The 17,057-nt window shown below is 74.1% G+C and carries 19 protein-coding genes and 1 pseudogene; 12 read left to right on the forward strand and 8 right to left on the reverse strand.

The window, feature by feature from the left end:
- Window positions 1-61: 61 nt before the first annotated feature.
- From HIR71_RS11100 to HIR71_RS11110, 3 genes are all read right to left on the reverse strand, one after another.
- Window positions 62-1,228, reverse strand: a complete 1,167-nt coding sequence (locus HIR71_RS11100; protein ID WP_169325127.1) for an SPFH domain-containing protein — start codon at window positions 1,226-1,228, stop codon at window positions 62-64.
- On the reverse strand, window positions 1,225-1,707 hold the full coding sequence (locus HIR71_RS11105) for an NfeD family protein (protein WP_169325128.1): 483 nt from the start codon (window positions 1,705-1,707) through the stop codon (window positions 1,225-1,227). The genes HIR71_RS11100 and HIR71_RS11105 overlap by 4 nt, the downstream gene beginning before the upstream one ends.
- A gap of 236 nt (window positions 1,708-1,943) precedes the next feature.
- Entirely contained in the window at window positions 1,944-2,735 is a 792-nt protein-coding gene (locus HIR71_RS11110) for an ABC transporter ATP-binding protein (RefSeq protein WP_169325129.1), read from the reverse strand.
- Window positions 2,736-2,804: 69 nt separating this feature from the next.
- Between HIR71_RS11110 and HIR71_RS11115 the strand changes: the two genes are divergently transcribed.
- Window positions 2,805-3,599, forward strand: coding sequence for a hypothetical protein (locus HIR71_RS11115; RefSeq protein WP_311836231.1), 795 nt, complete (start codon window positions 2,805-2,807; stop codon window positions 3,597-3,599).
- Between the two features lie 15 nt (window positions 3,600-3,614).
- Here the strand turns inward: HIR71_RS11115 and glgA are convergent, their stop codons facing one another.
- Window positions 3,615-4,838 carry a glycogen synthase gene (gene glgA / locus HIR71_RS11120; protein WP_169325130.1) on the reverse strand — a complete coding sequence of 408 codons (1,224 nt, stop codon included), beginning with the start codon at window positions 4,836-4,838 and terminating at the stop codon, window positions 3,615-3,617.
- 83 nt (window positions 4,839-4,921) lie between these two features.
- Here glgA and HIR71_RS11125 point away from each other — a divergent pair, with 83 nt between their 5' ends.
- A complete protein-coding gene (locus HIR71_RS11125) occupies window positions 4,922-6,163 on the forward strand; it encodes a glucose-1-phosphate adenylyltransferase (protein WP_169325131.1) in 1,242 nt (413 codons plus the stop codon).
- 76 nt (window positions 6,164-6,239) lie between these two features.
- Window positions 6,240-6,917 carry a phosphoserine phosphatase SerB gene (serB, locus tag HIR71_RS11130; protein WP_169325132.1) on the forward strand — a complete coding sequence of 226 codons (678 nt, stop codon included), beginning with the start codon at window positions 6,240-6,242 and terminating at the stop codon, window positions 6,915-6,917.
- On the opposite strand, the gene HIR71_RS11135 is transcribed toward serB, so the two are convergent.
- The 3 genes from HIR71_RS11135 to fabG all read right to left on the reverse strand — a co-directional run bounded on the left by HIR71_RS11135 (window position 6,914) and on the right by fabG (window position 9,009).
- A complete protein-coding gene (locus HIR71_RS11135; RefSeq protein ID WP_169325133.1) occupies window positions 6,914-7,444 on the reverse strand; it encodes a SixA phosphatase family protein in 531 nt (176 codons plus the stop codon). The two genes, serB and HIR71_RS11135, sit on opposite strands and share 4 nt — an antisense overlap.
- A 5-nt stretch (window positions 7,445-7,449) precedes the next feature.
- Window positions 7,450-8,217 (reverse strand): enoyl-ACP reductase FabI, encoded by a 768-nt coding sequence (gene fabI, locus HIR71_RS11140; RefSeq protein ID WP_169325134.1) that lies wholly within the window; start codon window positions 8,215-8,217, stop codon window positions 7,450-7,452.
- 66 nt (window positions 8,218-8,283) lie between these two features.
- Entirely contained in the window at window positions 8,284-9,009 is a 726-nt protein-coding gene (fabG, locus tag HIR71_RS11145; RefSeq protein ID WP_169325135.1) for a 3-oxoacyl-ACP reductase FabG, read from the reverse strand.
- Window positions 9,010-9,126: 117 nt separating this feature from the next.
- On the opposite strand from fabG, the gene HIR71_RS11150 reads away from it, so the two are divergent.
- The 3 genes from HIR71_RS11150 to HIR71_RS11160 are packed head-to-tail and all read left to right on the forward strand — an operon-like array spanning window position 9,127 to window position 10,743.
- Window positions 9,127-9,459 carry a DUF3099 domain-containing protein gene (locus HIR71_RS11150; RefSeq protein ID WP_311836233.1) on the forward strand — a complete coding sequence of 111 codons (333 nt, stop codon included), beginning with the start codon at window positions 9,127-9,129 and terminating at the stop codon, window positions 9,457-9,459.
- Window positions 9,460-9,496: 37 nt separating this feature from the next.
- Complete coding sequence (locus HIR71_RS11155) at window positions 9,497-9,781, forward strand: hypothetical protein (RefSeq protein ID WP_169325136.1); 285 nt, start codon at window positions 9,497-9,499, stop codon at window positions 9,779-9,781.
- Window positions 9,778-10,743 carry an SURF1 family protein gene (locus HIR71_RS11160; protein ID WP_311836234.1) on the forward strand — a complete coding sequence of 322 codons (966 nt, stop codon included), beginning with the start codon at window positions 9,778-9,780 and terminating at the stop codon, window positions 10,741-10,743. Before HIR71_RS11155 ends, HIR71_RS11160 begins: the two co-directional genes overlap by 4 nt.
- A 4-nt stretch (window positions 10,744-10,747) precedes the next feature.
- Here the strand turns inward: HIR71_RS11160 and abc-f are convergent, their stop codons facing one another.
- Entirely contained in the window at window positions 10,748-12,346 is a 1,599-nt protein-coding gene (gene abc-f / locus HIR71_RS11165) for a ribosomal protection-like ABC-F family protein (RefSeq protein ID WP_169325137.1), read from the reverse strand.
- 111 nt (window positions 12,347-12,457) lie between these two features.
- On the opposite strand from abc-f, the gene HIR71_RS11170 reads away from it, so the two are divergent.
- The 6 genes and pseudogenes from HIR71_RS11170 to HIR71_RS11195 form a co-directional block, all read left to right on the forward strand.
- Entirely contained in the window at window positions 12,458-13,120 is a 663-nt protein-coding gene (locus tag HIR71_RS11170) for a biotin transporter BioY (protein ID WP_169325138.1), read from the forward strand.
- A gap of 25 nt (window positions 13,121-13,145) precedes the next feature.
- Window positions 13,146-13,844 carry an energy-coupling factor ABC transporter ATP-binding protein gene (locus HIR71_RS11175; RefSeq protein WP_169325139.1) on the forward strand — a complete coding sequence of 233 codons (699 nt, stop codon included), beginning with the start codon at window positions 13,146-13,148 and terminating at the stop codon, window positions 13,842-13,844.
- Window positions 13,841-14,518, forward strand: coding sequence for an energy-coupling factor transporter transmembrane component T family protein (locus HIR71_RS11180; RefSeq protein ID WP_311836235.1), 678 nt, complete (start codon window positions 13,841-13,843; stop codon window positions 14,516-14,518). Before HIR71_RS11175 ends, HIR71_RS11180 begins: the two co-directional genes overlap by 4 nt.
- 68 nt (window positions 14,519-14,586) lie before the next feature.
- Complete coding sequence (ypfJ, locus tag HIR71_RS11185) at window positions 14,587-15,459, forward strand: KPN_02809 family neutral zinc metallopeptidase (protein WP_169325140.1); 873 nt, start codon at window positions 14,587-14,589, stop codon at window positions 15,457-15,459.
- A gap of 57 nt (window positions 15,460-15,516) precedes the next feature.
- A complete protein-coding gene (locus HIR71_RS11190) occupies window positions 15,517-16,503 on the forward strand; it encodes an ornithine cyclodeaminase family protein (protein ID WP_169325141.1) in 987 nt (328 codons plus the stop codon).
- A 206-nt stretch (window positions 16,504-16,709) separates the two neighbouring features.
- A pseudogene (locus HIR71_RS11195) lies at window positions 16,710-17,057 on the forward strand (hypothetical protein); the annotation flags it as partial.

The raw sequence follows: 17,057 nt of genomic DNA on the forward strand, positions 1-17,057 counted from the left end.
GGGCGAAACCCGGCGCTCCTGGGCGGCTCGCTCCGCCCGGTCCTCGTCGGCGACGCTCGGCTCAGGGCGTCGGCTGGTCGCCCTCCCGCGGCGTGTAGGGATGCTGACCTGCCTCGGCCGCCGGGTCCCGGGGCGCCCCGCTGAGCGTCCCCGCGCTCGTGGCGTCGGCGGTCGCGGCCTCGGACTGCCGGCGTGCCTCCGCCAGCGCCTCCGACGGGTCGCGCAGGCTCACGGGCGGCAGGTCCGCGCCGAGCGGAGACGTCCCCGCCGGCCGACCCGAGTCGGGCGCGGGGCCCTCGGGACCCGTCATCGCGCCGCCGAAGCCCTTGGTGAACTGAGCGAGCGCGCCCGTCAGCTCGGACGGCACGATCCAGACCTTGTTCGAGGGGCTGCTGGCGATCTTGGGCAGCGTCTGGAGGTACTGGTAGGCCAGCAGCTTGGGGTCGGCGTCGCCGCGGTGGACGGCGTCGAAGACCTGCAGGATCGCGCGGGCCTCGCCCTCGGCGGTGAGGATCGCCGCCTGTGCCGCGCCTTCCGCGCGGAGGATCGCGCCCTGCTTGTCGCCCTCGGCGGTGAGGATCTGCGACTGCTTGACGCCCTCGGCCGTGAGGATCGCCGCACGCCGGTCGCGCTCGGCGCGCATCTGCTGCTCCATCGAGCCCTGGATGCTCTGGGGCGGGTCGATCGACTTGAGCTCGACCCGGTTGACGCGGATGCCCCAGCGCCCGGTCGCCTCGTCGAGGACGCCGCGCAGCTGCCCGTTGATCTGGTCACGGCTCGTCAGCGTCTGCTCGAGGTCCATCGAGCCGATGACGTTACGCAGCGTGGTCACGGTGAGCTGCTCGATGGCGGTGATGTAGTTGGCGATCTCGTAGACCGCGGACCTCGGGTTGGTCACCTGGAAGTACAGGACGGTGTCGATGCTCACCACGAGGTTGTCGGACGTGATGACGGGCTGCGGCGGGAAGGAGACGACCTGCTCACGCAGGTCGACCCCCGCGCGCACCCGGTCGACGAACGGGATGAGCAGGTGCAGGCCGGGTTCCAGCGTGCGGGAGTACCGGCCGAGGCGCTCGATCACCAGCGCGACCGCCTGCGGCACGATCCGGACCGACCGGACCAGCGCCACGACGACGAAGATCAGCAGCAGCCCCAGCACGACGTAGCCGAGGATCTGGCCGACCGAGACGTCGTTCGTGGCGATCGTGGCGACCGAGAGGGTGTTCATGCGCTCTCCTTGTGCTCAGGACGTGCGGGCGGTCTGGGAGCCGGGATCTCGTCCGCCGGCTCGACGACGGCGGTGGCACCGTCGATGGCGACGACCCGCACCTCCGTGCCCGCGGGCAGGCGGAGCTCGTCGACCGCCGTCCGTGCCGTCCACACCTCGCCGGCCAGCTTGATGCGGCCGCCGCGCTCGCTGACCTCGGCGACCACGACGGCGGCACGTCCGACGTGCGCGGCCGCGTTCGTCTCGACGAGCGGCATCCGGGTCTTCAGCTGCCGCAGCAGCCACGGCCGCATCGCGACGAGGAGCAGCACGGAGGCGACCGCGAAGACCACGATCTGCAGCCAGAGCGGCGCACCCAGCCCGTTGGCTGCGGCAGCGGCGAACGCGCCGCCCGCGAACATGACGAGCACGAGGTCGAGCGAGACGATCTCGATCACGATCAGGACGAGAGCCGCTCCGACCCACCAGAGCCAGTCCATGGCGACCTCCTCACAGGCCCGTTCCGCGGCAACGGCGAGAGCGCGGAGAGCAGGGACGACGACGCAGGCGGCGACGTCGATGTCTTACCCATCCTATGCGGGCTCTTTGCCGTCCCGGGCTCTTTCCCGTCCCGGGCTCTTTCCCGTCTCGGGCTCTTTCCCGTCCCGGGCTCTTTCCCGTCTCGGGCTCTTTCCCGTCTCGGGCTCTTTCCCGTCTCGGTGCCGGATGCCCTCGATCAGGGCGTCCGCGCCGACCGCGCCGTCCAGCGCCCGTCGACGTGCTCGACCGTGAGGTCCAGCCCGAACGTGCCCGAGAGGTTCTCCGGGGTGAGCACCTGGTCCAGGGGGCCCGCGGCGTGCACCGTCCCGGCACGCATGAGGAGCACGTGCGTGAAGCCGTCGGGGATCTCCTCGACGTGGTGGGTCACGAGGACCAGGACGGGCGAGCGGGGGTCGCGCGCCAGCTCGGTGAGCGCGGCGAGGAGCTCCTCGCGGCCGCCGAGGTCGAGCCCCGCGGCGGGTTCGTCGAGCAGGAGCAGCTCGGGATCGGTCATGAGCGACCGCGCGATCTGCGCGCGCTTGCGCTCGCCCTCGCTCAGGGTGCCGAACCGGCGGTCGGCGAGCCCGGCGACGCCGAACGCCGCCATGAGGTCGCGGGCCCGCGACTCGTCGAGCTCCTCGTACTGCTCGCGCCAGCGACCGGTCATGCCGTACGCGGCGGTCAGCACGACGTCGCGCACCGTCTCGCCGGCCGGGATCCGGTCCGCGAGCGCGGCGCTGGCCAGGCCGATGCGCGGGCGCAGCTCGAAGACGTCGACCCGCCCGAGCCGCTCGCCGAGCAGGTGGGCCCTCCCGGACGACGGGTGCATCCGGCCCGCGGCGACCTGCAGCAGCGTCGTCTTGCCGGCGCCGTTGCCGCCGAGGACGACCCAGCGCTCGCCCTCCCGGACCTGCCAGCTCACCGCGTCGAGGATCGTCGTGGTGCCCCGGCGGATGGACACGTCCTGCAGGTCGAGCACCTCGTTCATGGGCACCGACCCTACCTGCGCCGGGCGCGGGACCCTTGCCGCGGCGCGGGCAGGTCGTAGGTTGTGCGCGTGGATGACCTGTCCGACCTGATGGCGCTGCCGCGCTCGGTCCTGCTCGCGCTCTGGGCGCAGCGGGTCGGCGCCGGCTCGGGCCCGCTCCAGCGCGCCGTCGACGCCGTGCAGGGCGACGACGAGCCCCACGCCGTCACCGGGGCCGACGCGGACGACGTCGCGCCCCGCACGCTGCCCGACCTGCTCGCGGACTGGGCCGGCGGTGCGCGCGAGGCCGCCGCGCTGCTGCCCGCCCCCGGCGACGTCGCCGGGGTCCCCGCCCCCGTGAGCGCCGCCGCGGTCGAGGCCGGCGAGTGCGTCCTGGTGCACACGCGCGCCGGGTCGTACGCCGCGGTCCCGGCCGTCGAGGAGTTCGGGAGCGTCTACGAGCCCGGTCACCTGGTGACGTGGACCGTGCGACCGGTCCCCGACTGGCGCGCGAGCCTGCTCGGGACGGTCGGCTCGCTCGCCGACGCCGAGCGTGCGCTGCGCCTCGCGCTGATCTCCGCGACGGAGGCGCTCGACTCGCTCGACGTCGCCCGGTGGCGGCCCGACGCCGCGGTCGCGATCGCCTCGCTGCGCTCCGACGCCGACCTGGGCTGGCCGGTCCCCACCGGGATCGACGGACGGCGCCTGCGGGTCCTGGTCTCGGCCGCCCGGCTCCGCGCGATCGTCGCGCTGGCCACGGCCGACGACGGCGGCGCGGTCAACCTCTGGCAGGCGGACCAGCGGTCGACGGCGCTGCGCGAGGTGGACCGGGCCGCGCGGCGTGCGATGTGTGCGGCGACCGCGCTGGTCGGCCCCGACGCCTGACGCCCGGCACCGCCCTCACCCCGGCGCAGGCTCCCCGAGCACCGCCCGGTAGACCTCGAGGGTGCGTTCGGCGATGGCGTCCCACGCGAAGTGCTCCTCGACGCGTCGGCGTGCTGCCGCGCCCATCTCGGCCGCCCGCTCCGGGTCGCCGGCCACCCGCGTCAGCGCGTCCGCCAGGTCCGCGACGAACCGGTCCGGGTCGAGCGGCGTCCCGGTCCCGTCCTGCGCCTGGTCGATCGGCACGAGCACACCGGTGGCGCCGTCGTCGACCACCTCGGGGATGCCGCCCGTCGCGGTGCCCACCACGGGCAGCCCGACGGCCATGGCCTCGAGGTTGACGATGCCGAGCGGCTCGTAGACCGAGGGGCAGACGAAGACGGTGGCACTGGCGAGGACCGCGACGAGCTCGTCCCGCGGGAGCATCTTCGCGATCCAGACGACACCCTGCCGTCGCTCGGCCAGCCCGGCGACGAGCCCCTCGACCTCGGCCGCGAGCTCGGCGGTGTCGGGGGCGCCCGCGCACAGGACCACCTGCACGTCGGCGGGCAGCCGCTCGGCCGCGCGCAGGAAGTACGGGAGCCCCTTCTGCCGCGTGATCCGTCCGACGAACACGACCGCGGGTCGGTCGGGGTCGATCCCCAGGCCCCGGACGACGGCGTCGGCGGCCTCGGCGTCGGGCCCGGTCGGGCGCTGCCAGCCCGCGAGGTCGATCCCGTTGTGGACGACATGCACCCGGGCGGGATCGACCTGCGGGTAGACGCGCAGGATGTCCTCGCGCATCCCGGCGCTCACCGCGACGACGCCCGCCGCACCCTCGTACGCCGTCCGCTCGGCCCAGCTCGACAGCGCGTAACCGCCGCCGAGCTGCTCGGCCTTCCACGGGCGCAACGGCTCGAGGCTGTGCGCCGAGAGCAGGTGCGGGATGCCGTGCAGCAGGCCGCCGAGGTGCCCGGCCATGTTGGCGTACCAGGTGTGGGAGTGCAGGAGGTCGGCGCCCGCGACGTCGTCGGCCATCGCCAGGTCGACGCCGAGCGTCCGCAGGGTCGCGTCCACGCCGGCCAGGCCGTCCGGGACGGCGTAGCCCGTGACGCCGGGCGGCGCGTCCTCGCGGGGTCCGTCGAAGCACCGGACCCGCACGTCGACGCTGCGGCGCAGGACCGCCGACAGCTCCGCGACGTGCACCCCCGCCCCTCCGTAGACGTGCGGCGGGTACTCGCGCGTGAGCAGGTCTACTCGCATCTCGCCACGGTAGCGCCGCGTCCCCTCGCGCGCCGTGCCGCTACCGGTGGCCGGTCCGGGACCGGCGGGCCTACTGTCTGGTCATGGCAGCGCCGCGCGTCCTCGCAATCGTCCTCGCGGGTGGTGAGGGGAAGCGACTCATGCCGCTGACCACCGACCGCGCCAAGCCCGCCGTCCCGTTCGGCGGGATCTACCGGCTGATCGACTTCGCCCTGTCGAACGTCATCAACTCGGGGTACCTCAAGGTCGTCGTGCTGACGCAGTACAAGTCGCACAGCCTCGACCGGCACGTCACCAAGACGTGGCGCATGTCGGCCCTGCTCGGCAACTACGTGGCGCCCGTGCCGGCGCAGCAGCGCGTCGGCAAGCACTGGTACCTCGGCAGCGCCGACGCGATCTACCAGTGCCTCAACATCATCGGCGACGAGCGGCCGGACATCGTGGTCGTGGTCGGCGCGGACCACGTCTACCGCATGGACTTCTCGCAGATGGTCGACGCGCACGTCGAGTCCGGGGCCGAGCTGACCGTGGCAGCGATCCGGCAGCCGGTGGCGCTCTCGACCGAGTTCGGCGTCATCGAGCCGGACCCCGACGACCCGACGCGCATCGCGGCGTTCCGAGAGAAGCCCCCGGACCCGGTCACGGTGCCGGGCTCGCCGGGCGAGATCCTCGCGTCGATGGGCAACTACGTCGCGAACGCCGACGCGCTCGTGGCCGCCGTGACCGCGGACGCCGAGAACCCGACGTCGAAGCACGACATGGGCGGGGACCTCGTGCCGTACTTCGTCGCGCGCGGAGAGGCCGGCGTCTACGACTTCATCCACAACGACGTACCCGGCTCGACCGACCGCGACCGGGACTACTGGCGCGACGTCGGGACGCTCGACTCGTACTTCGACGCGAACCGCGACCTGATCTCGATCGAGCCCGTGTTCAACGTCTACAACGACGAGTGGCCGCTGCACACCGGGTACACGGGGCTGCCGCCGGCCAAGTTCGTGCACGCCGGCCCGGACCGGATCGGGTACGCGGCGGACTCGCTCGTGTCCCCCGGCGTCATCGTCTCGGGCGCCGGTGTCTCGGGTTCCGTCCTGTCGCCCGGCGTCTACCTGCACTCGTGGTCGTCCGTCTCGGACAGCGTCCTCATGGACGACGTGAAGATCCACCGGCACGCCCAGGTGCACCGGGCGATCCTCGACAAGAACGTCGTCGTGCCGCCGCGCGCCCGCATCGGGCTCGACCGCGAGCACGACCTCGCGCGCGGCTTCACCGTGACGGAGTCGGGCATCACCGTGGTTCCCAAGGGCTCGATCGTCGAGCTGTGAGCGCGGCGCGCTCCGACCCGGCCCCGGTGCTGGGCGGGCGCGGCACCGTGCACGACGCCGCGGCTACCCTGCGCGGGTGACGTCACCGCCCGCGCCCGGCGCCTCCGGAGCCCGACCGACCGACGCCCGCCGGCTCCTGGTCGTCATGGACGTCGACTCGACGCTGATCACGGGCGAGGTCGTGGAGATGCTCGCCGCGCACGCGGGGTCCGAGGCGGACGTCACGGAGATCACGGAGCGGGCGATGCGCGGCGAGATCGACTTCGCCGCCTCGCTGCACGCCCGGGTCGCGACTCTCGCCGGGCTCCCCGTCGGGGTGCTGGACGCGGTCCGCCGCGAGGTCGAGCTCACGCCGGGCGCGCGCGAGCTGGTCGAGGAGCTGACGCGCCGCGGCTGGCCCGTGGCGTTGGTCTCCGGCGGTTTCGCCGAGATCGTCGAGCCGCTCGCGGCGTCCCTGGCTATCGCCCACACCCGCGCCAACCGCCTCGAGGTGGCCGACGGCGCGCTCACCGGCCGCGTGACCGGAGCAGTCGTCGACAGCGAGGGCAAGGCGCAGGCGCTGCGCGACTTCGCGCGCGCCGAGGGCGTCGACCTGCGCGACACCGTCGCGATCGGCGACGGCGCGAACGACCTCGGCATGCTCGCGGTCGCGGGGCTGAGCGTGGCCTTCAACGCCAAGCCGCTCGTGCGCGCGCACGCCCACGTGGCGCTCGACGGGCGGCTGGACCAGGTGCTCGCCCTGCTGGACCGCTAGTCCTTCGGCGAGACGACCGCCCGCAGCACGGCGCCGGCCCGGTCGAGGCCGCTCCAGTCGACGTCGACCTCGAGGACGACGAACGAGGCCGTCGAGATCCCGGCACGGACGCGAGCCACGCCGGCGTCGTCGGACCCCGGGCCGGCGAGCAGGGCCGCGAGCGTCGACACGGTCGGCTCGTGCCCGACGACCAGGAGCGTCCGCACGCCCGGGTCGACCTCGCGCACCTGGGCGAGGACGTCGCCGGGGCCCGCCTCGTAGAGTGCATCCGTCACGACCGCCTCGGGCTTCGCGCCCCCGAGCCCGTTGCGGACGAGCTCCCACGTCTGCCGCGTCCGGACCGCCGACGAGCACAGCACCAGGTCCGGGACCAGACCGTGCTCGACCAGCGCCGCGGACACCCGGGTGCTCTGTCGTCGGCCCTCCAACGCGAGCGGACGCAGCTCGTCGACGTCCCGGCCGCCCTGCTCGGCCCTGGCGTGCCGGAGCAGCACGAGACGACGGGCCGCGCCCGCGCCGCCGGTCACGACCGTCAGAGCCCCATCGCGTGGACGCCGCCGTCGACGTGGACGATCTCGCCGGTCGTGGCGGGGAACCAGTCGGACAGCAGGGCAGCGACGGCACGGGCGGTCGGCTCCGGGTCCGAGACGTCCCAGCCGAGAGGCGCGCGGTCGGGCCACCCGCCCTCCATCGTCTCGAAGCCGGGGATCGACCTCGCCGCCGTCGTGCGGACCGGCCCGGCCGAGACCAGGTTGACGCGGATGCCGTCGGGGCCGAGGTCCCGCGCGAGGTAGCGAGAGGTCGCCTCGAACGCGGCCTTCGCGACCCCCATCCAGTCGTAGACCGGCCAGGCGTACCGGCCGTCGAACGTGAGGCCGACGATCGACGAGCCCCGGCCGAGCAGCGGCTTGGCTGCGACCGCGAGCGACTTGAGCGAGTACGCCGAGATCTCGAGCGCCGTGGCGACGTCAGGCCACTCCCCCGCGAGGAAGTTGCCGCCCATCACGGACTGCGGCGCGAACCCGATCGAGTGCACGACGCCGTCGAGGTGGTCCGTGTGCTCGCGCACCCGCTCGGCGAGCGCGTCCAGGTCCTCGGCCGACGTCACGTCGAGCTGGACGACCGGGGCCGCCGCGGGGAGCCGGCGCGCGATCGCCTGGGTGAGCCGGAACTGACGCCCGAACGAGGTGAGCACCACCTCGGCGCCCTGCTCCTGGGCCAGCCGCGCTACGTGGAAGGCGATCGAGCCGTCGGTGAGCACACCGGTGACGAGGAGCTTCTTGCCGTCGAGCAGAGCCATGGCGTGGCCTTCCGTGCGTTCGAGGGTGGTTCGGGGACGAGAGGGGCGAGGAGGAGCGTCGGCCGCTCAGTGACCCATGCCGAGGCCGCCGTCGACCGGGATCACGGCCCCGGTCACGTAGGCGGCGTCCGCGGAGGCGAGGAACTGCACGACGCCGGCGATCTCCTCGGCCTGGCCGAAGCGCCCGGCGGGGATGGAGGCGCGGTACGCCTCCTGGCGCTCGATCGGCAGCTCGGCCGTCATCGCGGTGTCGATGAATCCGGGCGCGACGACGTTCGCGGTGATGCCGCGCGCCCCGAGCTCACGCGTGATCGACCGGGCCATGCCGACCAGGGCCGACTTCGAGGCCGCGTAGTTGACCTGTCCGGGCGAGCCGTACAGGCCGACCACCGACGAGATGAGCACGATGCGACCGCGGCGCAGCCGGATCATGCCCGTGGACGCGCGCCGCACGCAGCGGAACGCGCCGGTCAGGTTGACGTCGACGACCGTCTCGAACTCCTCGTCGGTCATGCGCATCAGGAGCTGGTCCCGCGTGACGCCGGCGTTCGCGACGAGCACCTCGACGGGGCCGTGCGCCGCCTCGACCGCGGTGAAGGCCGCGTCGACGGACGCCGTGTCCCGCACGTCACCGACTACGCCGAGGACGCCGTCGGGCACGTCGCCGCGGCGGTAGATCGTCGCGACCCTGTCCCCCGCCGCGACGAACCGCTCGGCGATCGCCCGGCCGATGCCCCGGTTCGCTCCGGTCACCAGCACGCTGCGGGGTTCAGTCACGCGTTTCGTCCTCATCTCGGGTGCGGGGTCCAGCTGCCTGCACGCCGAGCGGGGGCAGACCGCCGGCCGGCGTGACGAGGACTGACGGTATCCGAGGATGAGTGGTGCGGGCACCCGACGTAAACTCACCAGGTGAGCAAGCCACATCCGGGCACCCCCGAGGTGCACCGGATCACGACAGCCCCGGAACCGCTGGCGGACGACCTCGCGCGCCGCACGCGGCGCTACCTGGTTCAGATGGGCATCCGTGTCGTCTGCTTCCTCCTCGCGATCCTCACGTGGGACCGCGTCCCGATGTGGGTGTCCGCCGTACTGCTGGTCGGCGCCGTCGTGCTGCCCTACGTCGCCGTCATCCTGGCGAACGCCGGCCGGGAGCGGCGAGACGACCCGCTCGAGACGATCGACCCCCGCGCGCTGATCAGTCGTCCCCACGACCAGCCGCCGACGACCGGCCCGCGGGCATGACGGCCCGGACGGCCGACCGCACGAGCGGACGCCACGCGTGAGCGAGCCCACGAGCCCGGGCCTCGGGTCGCTCGGCGCCGACGCCGTGGACGAGCTGATCTGCAGCGCCCGTGGCTGCCGGGCCGAGGCCGCCTGGGGGCTGCTCTGGAACAACCCGAGGCTCCACGCGCCCGAGCGGCGCAAGGTGTGGCTCGCGTGCGACGACCACCGCGCGCACCTCGAGCAGTTCCTGGGCGCCCGCGCGTTCCTGCGCTCGACGGTGCCGGTGGCCGAGCTCGACCGACGTCCGGTGCCGCCACCACCGGGGGGTGTGGACCGGTGAGCGCGCGGAGCCTGAGCCCCGCGGCCCGGCGCGCCGCCGGGCTGGTCACCGTGGCGGTCGTGCTCGCGGTCGTGTGCGGACTCCTCGGCTGGTGGCAGTGGACCCGGAACGCCGCGCGCGCAGAGGTCATCGCGACGATCGAGGCGGGGTACGACGCCGAACCCGTGCCGTTGGACGAGGTCCTCGCCGGCCCGACCGACGCCCTCGGGGACGACGAGGTGTGGCGGCCGGTGACCGTAATCGGGCAGTACGACGCCGAGGCGACGGCGCTGCTGCGCAACCGACCCGTCGCGGGTCAGCCCGGCTTCCACGTGCTGGTGCCGTTCGTGGTCACGGGCGGCACCGGCGAGCCCGGCAGTGAGCCCGACGGTGCGACCGCCGCGGGGCGGGACCGCCCGGTGCTCGTGGTCGACCGCGGCTGGGTGCCGACCGGCGCCGACAGCGAGCAGGCCGAGGCGGTACCGGACCCGCCGCGCGGCACGGTCGAGATCACCGTCCGGCTGCGGGCCGACGAGCCGGCGTCCTCGCGCGGCGCGCCGGCCGGCCAGGTGCAGGCGATCTCGATCGACCAGGTGCTCGCCGCCGCCGGGCTCGAGGGTGCCGAGGCCTATGCGGCGTACGGCGCCCTGGCCGCCGAGGATCCGGCCCCGGCGCAGCCGCTCGGCCGGCTCCCCCGTCCGAGCACGGACCCGGGCTCGAACCTGTCGTACGCCTTCCAGTGGTGGACCTTCGCGCTCGGGGCGCTCGTCGGCTTCTCGTGGATGGCCCGGCGCGAGCTCCTCGAGCGCGGCGACGACGTCGACGGACGGACCACGGTCGCGGGCGGCCCGTCCGCGGTCGGCGTCGGCAGCGTGAGCGGGAGGGCACCGGCCCCGAGGTCCAGGCCGTCCCGCGTGCACCGTTCGCGCGGGCCGAGCGCGGAGGACGAGGAGGACGCGCTCATCGACGCCCAGCTGCGCTGACCGGTCAGGCGAGCGAGATGAGGTCCGCGTAGTCGGGACCCCAGAGGTCCTCGACGCCGTCCGGCAGCAGCACCACGCGCTCGGGGTCGAGCGCCTCGACGGCTCCCTCGTCGTGCGAGACGAGCACGACCGCACCCTCGTAGCTGCGCAGCGCACCGAGGATCTCCTCGCGGCTCGCCGGGTCGAGGTTGTTGGTCGGCTCGTCGAGCAGCAGCACGTTCGCGGACGAGACGACCAGAGCTGCGAGCGCGAGCCGCGTCTTCTCCCCGCCGGACAGCACGCGGACCGGCTTCTCGGCGTCGTCCCCCGAGAAGAGGAACGAGCCGAGCACCGAGCGGACCTGCGTGTCGGTGAGGTCGGGCGCGGCGGAGCGCAGGTTCTCGACGACCGTCCGGGAGGTGTCGAGCGTCTCGTGCTCCTGCGCGTAGTAGCCGAGCTTGAGGCCGTGGCCGGGCCTGACCTCGCCCGTGTCGGGGGTGTCGAGGCCCGCGAGCATGCGCAGCAGCGTCGTCTTGCCCGCGCCGTTGAGGCCGACGATGACGACGCGGCTCCCCCGGTCGATCGCCAGCCCGACGTCGGTGAAGACCTCCTGGGAACCGTAGGACTTGCTCAGGCCCGACGCCGTCAACGGGGTCCGGCCGCATGGCGCGGGGGTCGGGAAGCGCAGGCGGGCGACCTTGTCGGAGGCGCGCACCTCCTCGAGCGAGGACAGCATCCGCTCGGCACGGCGCGCCATGTTCTGCGCGGCGACCGCCTTGGTCGCCTTGGCGCGCATCTTGTCGGCCTGCGCGAGCAGCACCGACGCCTTCTTCTCGGTGTTGGCGCGCTCGCGCTTGCGACGCTTCTCGTCGGTCTCGCGCTGGAGCAGGTAGGCGTCCCAGCCGAGGTTGTACTGGTCGAGCTCGCCACGGTTCGCGTCGAGGTGGAACACCTTGTTGACGGTCGCGCGCAGCAGCTCGGTGTCGTGGCTGATCACGACGAACCCGCCGGGGTAGGACCGGAGGTAGTCCCGGAGCCACAGGATCGAGTCGGCGTCGAGGTGGTTGGTCGGCTCGTCGAGGAGCAGCGTCTCGACGCCCGAGAACAGGATGCGGGCGAGCTCGACCCGTCGGCGCTGACCGCCCGAGAGCGTGCCGATCGTCTGGCCCAGCACGCGCTCGTCGAGGCCGAGGTTGGACGCGATGCGGCTCGCCTCGCTCTCGGCCCCGTAGCCGCCGGCGGCGGTGAACCGCGCCTCGAGCTTGGAGTACTTCTCCATCGCGGTCTCCTGCACCGCGTCGTCGGTGCTGGCCATGGCCGCTTCGGTGGTCCGCATGGCCCGCACGATGTCGTCGAGGCCCCGCGCCGAGAGCACGCGGTCCATCGCGATCATGTCGAGGTCCCCGGTCCGGGGGTCCTGCGGCAGGTAGCCGACGTCGCCCGAACGCGTGATCTGCCCGCCCGAGGGCAGCGTCTGGCCCGCGAGCGTCTTGGTGAGCGTCGTCTTGCCGGCACCGTTGCGCCCGACGAGCCCGATCCGGTCGCCCGCGGCGATCCGGAAGGTCGCCTCCTCGAGCAGCACGCGCGCGCCGACGCGCAGCTCGACGGCATGGGCAGTGATCACTGAGGATTCCTTCGATAGCGGTCCGCGGATGTTGGTGGCGGACACAAACGCCCACGAGTCTAACGACCGGCTAGCGTGACGAGCTGCTGCCCACCCTCACCGGGAGATGCCATGCCGTCCGTGCCCGAGAACGCCCCAGCCGCTGTGCCCGCGGGGGCACCGGCCGCCGGCCCCGCCGTCGCCGCGCCCACGGCCGCACCGCTGGCGCTCCGGTCCTCCGTCGCGACGGACGTGGCGCTCGTCGCGACCTTCGCGGCGCTCATCGCGGCGTGCGCCCAGCTCACGATCCCGGTCGCCGGGCTGGCGGTCCCGATCACCGGGCAGACGTTCGCCGTCATGCTGGCCGGTGTCGTGCTGGGCGCCCGACGTGGTGCTCTCGCGGTCCTGCTCTACCTCGCCGTGGGCCTCGCCGGTCTCCCGGTGTTCGCCGAGGCGACGGGCGGGCTGGCGGTCGTCGGCAAGGCGTCGTTCGGGTACCTCGTCGCCTTCCCGTTCGCCGCGGCGCTCGCGGGCCTGCTGGCCGGGTACGCGCGTCGCGTACGGGCCACCCTCGTCCCCGTCGTGCTGTTCGGCGCCGCGATGGCCGGGAGCCTCGTGTTCACGCACCCGATCGGCATCACCGTGATGGGGTGGCGGGGCGGGCTCGAGCCGGCGGAGGCGATCCGCTTCGGCGCGCTCTTCCTGCCCGGTGACGTGATCAAGAACGCGCTCGTCGCCGTCGTCGCCGCCGCGATCTTCCGCGCCTTCCCCGACATGCTGCGGCAGCGTCGCTGACGCTGCCTCGCCCGGCCCACCGCCCGTGATCACCTTCAAGGCCGTCTCGGTCGTCGTCGAGGGCGCCGGTGGCGCGCCGGACGTGCCGATCCTCGACGACGTCGACCTGAGGCTGACGGAGCGGCGCATCGCCGTCGTCGGGGCGAACGGCTCCGGGAAGTCGACGCTCGCGCGCCTGGTCAACGGTCTCGTGCTGCCGACGTCGGGCCGCGTCGTCGTCGACGGGCTCGACACCGCGTCGGACGGCGCGGCGGTGCGCCGGAAGGTGGGCTTCGTGTTCACCGACCCGGACGCCCAGGTCGTCATGCCCACCCCGCAGGAGGACATCGCGCTTTCGCTCCGGCGGTTGCGCCTCGATCGGGCCGAGCGGGACGCGCGGGTCCGCGGGATCCTCGACCGCTTCGATCTGGGACACCTCGCCGAGGTCAGCGTGCACTCGCTCTCCGGCGGCCAGAAGCAGCTGCTCGCGCTCGCCGGGGTCCTGGCGACGGAACCCGAGATCCTCGTGTGCGACGAGCCGACCACGCTGCTCGACCTGCGGTGGCGCCGGGTCGTCGACGAGCTGCTCGACTCCCTCGACCAGCAGGTGGTCCTCGTGACGCACGACCTCGAGGCCGCGGCTCGCGCCGACCGGGTCCTCGTCGTCGACGCGGGGAAGGTCGTGGCCGACGGCGGCGCACCGGTCGGGGTCGAGCAGTACCGCGCGCTCATGGCTGTCCGGTGAGGCGGCAGCACCCGGCGAGGGCCGGCGTGTCGGCGGCGGGCGTCCGCCGCCGACGGAGCCGACGCCCGTGGACCGGGCCGCTCGGGCTCTACGTTCACGGCACGACGCCGCTGCACCGGGCGCCGGTCGACGTGAAGCTCGGGGCCCTGGCGCTGCTCGGCGTCGCGGTGATCGTCCTGCGGGGCCCGGCGACCGCCGCCGTCCTGCTCGCGATCGCGACGGTCGCCGCCGTGGTCGCCCGCGTCCCCGCGCGTGCGACGGTCCGGGGACTGCTCCCCGTGCTGGTGACGGCGGGGGTCCTGGGCGCCTACCAGTGGTGGCAGCGTGGGCCTGCGGTCGCCGTCGAGGTCGGGGCCGACCTGGTGAGCCTGGTGCTCGCCGCGGGGGTCGTGACCGCGACGACGCCCGCCGACCGCATGCTCGACGTCCTCGAGCGCTCGCTGCGGCCGCTGCGCCACATCGGGGTGCGCCCCGACGTCGTCGCGCTCGCCGTGGCGCTGATGCTGCGGACGATCCCCGCGCTGGTCCAGACGGTCGCCGAGGTCCGGGACGCCGCCCGGGCGCGCGGGCTGGAGCGAGATCCGCGGGCGCTGCTCGTCCCTGCCGCAGTCCGCACTGTCGCGCGGGCCCGGGCGACCGGGGACGCCCTGGCCGCGCGAGGCCTCGGCGACTGAGCCGGCCGCCCGCGGGCGTCACCGCCCTCGCCCTGCGGCACCTCGGGGCCGGGTCTAGCGTTCGCCGCATGACGTTCAGCGAGGGCGGGAGCTTCGAGGGTGGTCGCGTACGCACGAGCCGCGGCCGGGGCGCTGCGATCGGCGGCGGCATCGGCGGCATCGTGGTGCTGCTCGGCGCGCTGCTCTTCGGGCAGGACCTCGGCCCGCTCGTCAACGGTCTCGGCGGCGGCGGGGGCGCTGCCCAGGAGGGTGCGGTCGGGGACTGCACGGCCGAGCAGGCGAACTCCGACCCGCTGTGCCGCCTCGCGGGGGCCTCCGAGTCCCTCGACGTCTACTGGGCCGGGGCGCTCCCGGCGGTCGGCGTCGAGTACGTCCAGCCGGGCGTCGTCAGCTTCGAGCAGTCGGTCTCGACGGCGTGCGGGAACGCCACGAGCGCGACCGGGCCCTTCTACTGCCCGCCGGACCAGACGGTGTACCTCGACCTCGGGTTCTGGGACGACCTGCGCGACCGGTTCGGGGCCCAGGGCGGCCCGCTCGCGGAGATGTACGTGATCGCCCACGAGTTCGGCCACCACGTCCAGACGATCACCGGGGTCATGGAGGCGGCGGACCGCACGCAGACCGGACCCGACTCCGACGGCGTCCGCATCGAGCTCATGGCGGACTGCCTCGCCGGGATGTGGGCCGGCGACGCGTCCACGACGGTGGACCCCGAGACCGGCATCACGTACCTCGAGCCGATCACCGCAGAGGAGCTCGGCCAGGCCATCTCGGCCGCCGAGGCGGTCGGGGACGACCGGATCCAGGAGCAGGCGACCGGCACGGTCAACCCTGAGGCGTGGACGCACGGCTCCGCGGAGCAGCGCCGTGCGTGGTTCACGGTGGGATACGACGGCGCGTCGTTCCAGGACTGCAACCTCCTCGAGGGCGGCGCGATCTAGCCGGCCCCCGGCTGGACGCCGCACCGGTGGGGGTCGCGTCGCCGCTACCGTCGGCCCATGCTGATCCTCACCGCCGACGACGTGCGCTCCCTCCTCACGATGCTCGAGGCGGTCGACGCCGCCCGCGACGCCGTGCGGCTGCTCTCCACGGGGGGTGCCGACGTGCCGCTGCGCCTCAACCTCGACGTCCCGGAGCAGGAGGGGCACACCCTCGTCATGCCGGCGCGGGTGCCCGAGCTCGGCGCGTTCGGGCTCAAGGTGATCTCGCTCTTCACGCGCAACGCGGCCCGCGGCATCGACGCGGCGCCGGCGCACGTGCTCGTGCTCGACGCCGAGACCGGTCAGGTCGTCGCACTGGTCGACGGGGTCGTCCTCACGCAGCGGCGCACCGGAGCGGTGCAGGGCGTCGCGACGGACGCGCTCGCGCGCAGCGACGCGCGCACAGGGGCGCTCCTCGGGACGGGCAGCCTGGCGCCCGCACAGCTCGAGGCGATGCTCACGGTCCGCGACCTCGACGAGGTGCGGGTCTACTCGCGCGACCCGGCGAGGACCGCCGCGTTCGTGGACCGCGCGCGCGAGTCGCTCGAGGGGCGTCACGGCGCACGACTGGTCGCGGCGTCGTCGGCCACGGCGGCGGTGGAGGGGGCGGACGTCGTGACCGCGGCGACCCCGGCGACGACGCCGGTCGTCTCGGACTCCGCTGTGGCGCCCGGCGCGCACGTCAACGCGATCGGCGCGTTCACGCCGGCGATGCGCGAGCTCGACCCGCGGCTCGTCGGGCGCGCCGGTCTGGTGGTGGTCGACACGCCGGCCGCCACGGTCGAGGCGGGTGACCTCGTGGACCCGATCGCCCGGGGGCTGCTCGACCCGGCCCGCATCGTGGAGCTCGGCGCGGTGGTCGCCGGCCGAGCGGCGGGGCGCACGAGCGACGACCAGGTGACGGTCTTCAAGTGCGTCGGCTCCGCGGTCCTCGACGTGGTGACGGCCCAGCGCGTGTACGCGGCGGCCCTCGACCGCGGGATCGGCCAGAAGGTCGCGCTCTGACCCGGTCGCAGAGGCGCAACGTCCGAGATCGGTAGGACGCAGCAGCGTCGTGTGGGTGGCTCGGTCTAGAGTCGAACACATGTTCGAGACGGCGAGTGCGAAGGACGCAGCGGGTGCGAGCGACGCATCGGGCGCGCACGGCGTCAGGGCCGCGCCGTCGGCACCCTTGCTCTCCGCGCCGCCGCTCGGCGTCACGGTCCGTGGACGTGATCTTCAGGCAGATGGTGGGTGTGCTGATCGAGGGGGCGGCGCACCTGCCCTCGACGGTGAGCGTCGAGGTGAGCGGCGAGGCGAGCGGCGAGGCCCCCGTGCCGACCGGGGTCGCGCTGGCCGACGCCCTGGATCGCCTGCTCCCGGGGCAGGAGCTGGTGGGTCTGCTGGACGGCCTGGAGCCGGCTGACCTGCACGAGGCGGCGGTGGTGGAGGCGATCGCGGGGTGGGAACGCATCACCTCGTGGGTGGCGGCGCGTCAGGCGCGGATGATCACCGAGCTGGCTCGTCGCCGCGAGCTCGGGCGCCTCGGTGAGTTCGTGGCGGACGAGGTGGCCGCCCGG

This window comes from Cellulomonas fimi (genome assembly GCF_012952065.1).
GTDB lineage: Bacteria > Actinomycetota > Actinomycetes > Actinomycetales > Cellulomonadaceae > Pengzhenrongella > Pengzhenrongella fimi_A.

What these genes read in the sequence shown, in the direction of transcription:
- HIR71_RS11100 (WP_169325127.1), bottom strand. Translation starts at nt 1,228, where the DNA reads ATGAACACCCTCTCGGTCGCCACGATCGCCACGAACGACGTCTCGGTC.
- HIR71_RS11105 (WP_169325128.1), bottom strand. Translation starts at nt 1,707, where the DNA reads ATGGACTGGCTCTGGTGGGTCGGAGCGGCTCTCGTCCTGATCGTGATC.
- HIR71_RS11110 (WP_169325129.1), bottom strand. Translation starts at nt 2,735, where the DNA reads ATGAACGAGGTGCTCGACCTGCAGGACGTGTCCATCCGCCGGGGCACC.
- glgA (WP_169325130.1), bottom strand. Translation starts at nt 4,838, where the DNA reads ATGCGAGTAGACCTGCTCACGCGCGAGTACCCGCCGCACGTCTACGGA.
- HIR71_RS11125 (WP_169325131.1), top strand. Translation starts at nt 4,922, where the DNA reads ATGGCAGCGCCGCGCGTCCTCGCAATCGTCCTCGCGGGTGGTGAGGGG.
- fabI (WP_169325134.1), bottom strand. Translation starts at nt 8,217, where the DNA reads ATGGCTCTGCTCGACGGCAAGAAGCTCCTCGTCACCGGTGTGCTCACC.
- fabG (WP_169325135.1), bottom strand. Translation starts at nt 9,009, where the DNA reads ATGAGGACGAAACGCGTGACTGAACCCCGCAGCGTGCTGGTGACCGGA.
- HIR71_RS11170 (WP_169325138.1), top strand. Translation starts at nt 12,458, where the DNA reads ATGCCGTCCGTGCCCGAGAACGCCCCAGCCGCTGTGCCCGCGGGGGCA.
- ypfJ (WP_169325140.1), top strand. Translation starts at nt 14,587, where the DNA reads ATGACGTTCAGCGAGGGCGGGAGCTTCGAGGGTGGTCGCGTACGCACG.
- HIR71_RS11190 (WP_169325141.1), top strand. Translation starts at nt 15,517, where the DNA reads ATGCTGATCCTCACCGCCGACGACGTGCGCTCCCTCCTCACGATGCTC.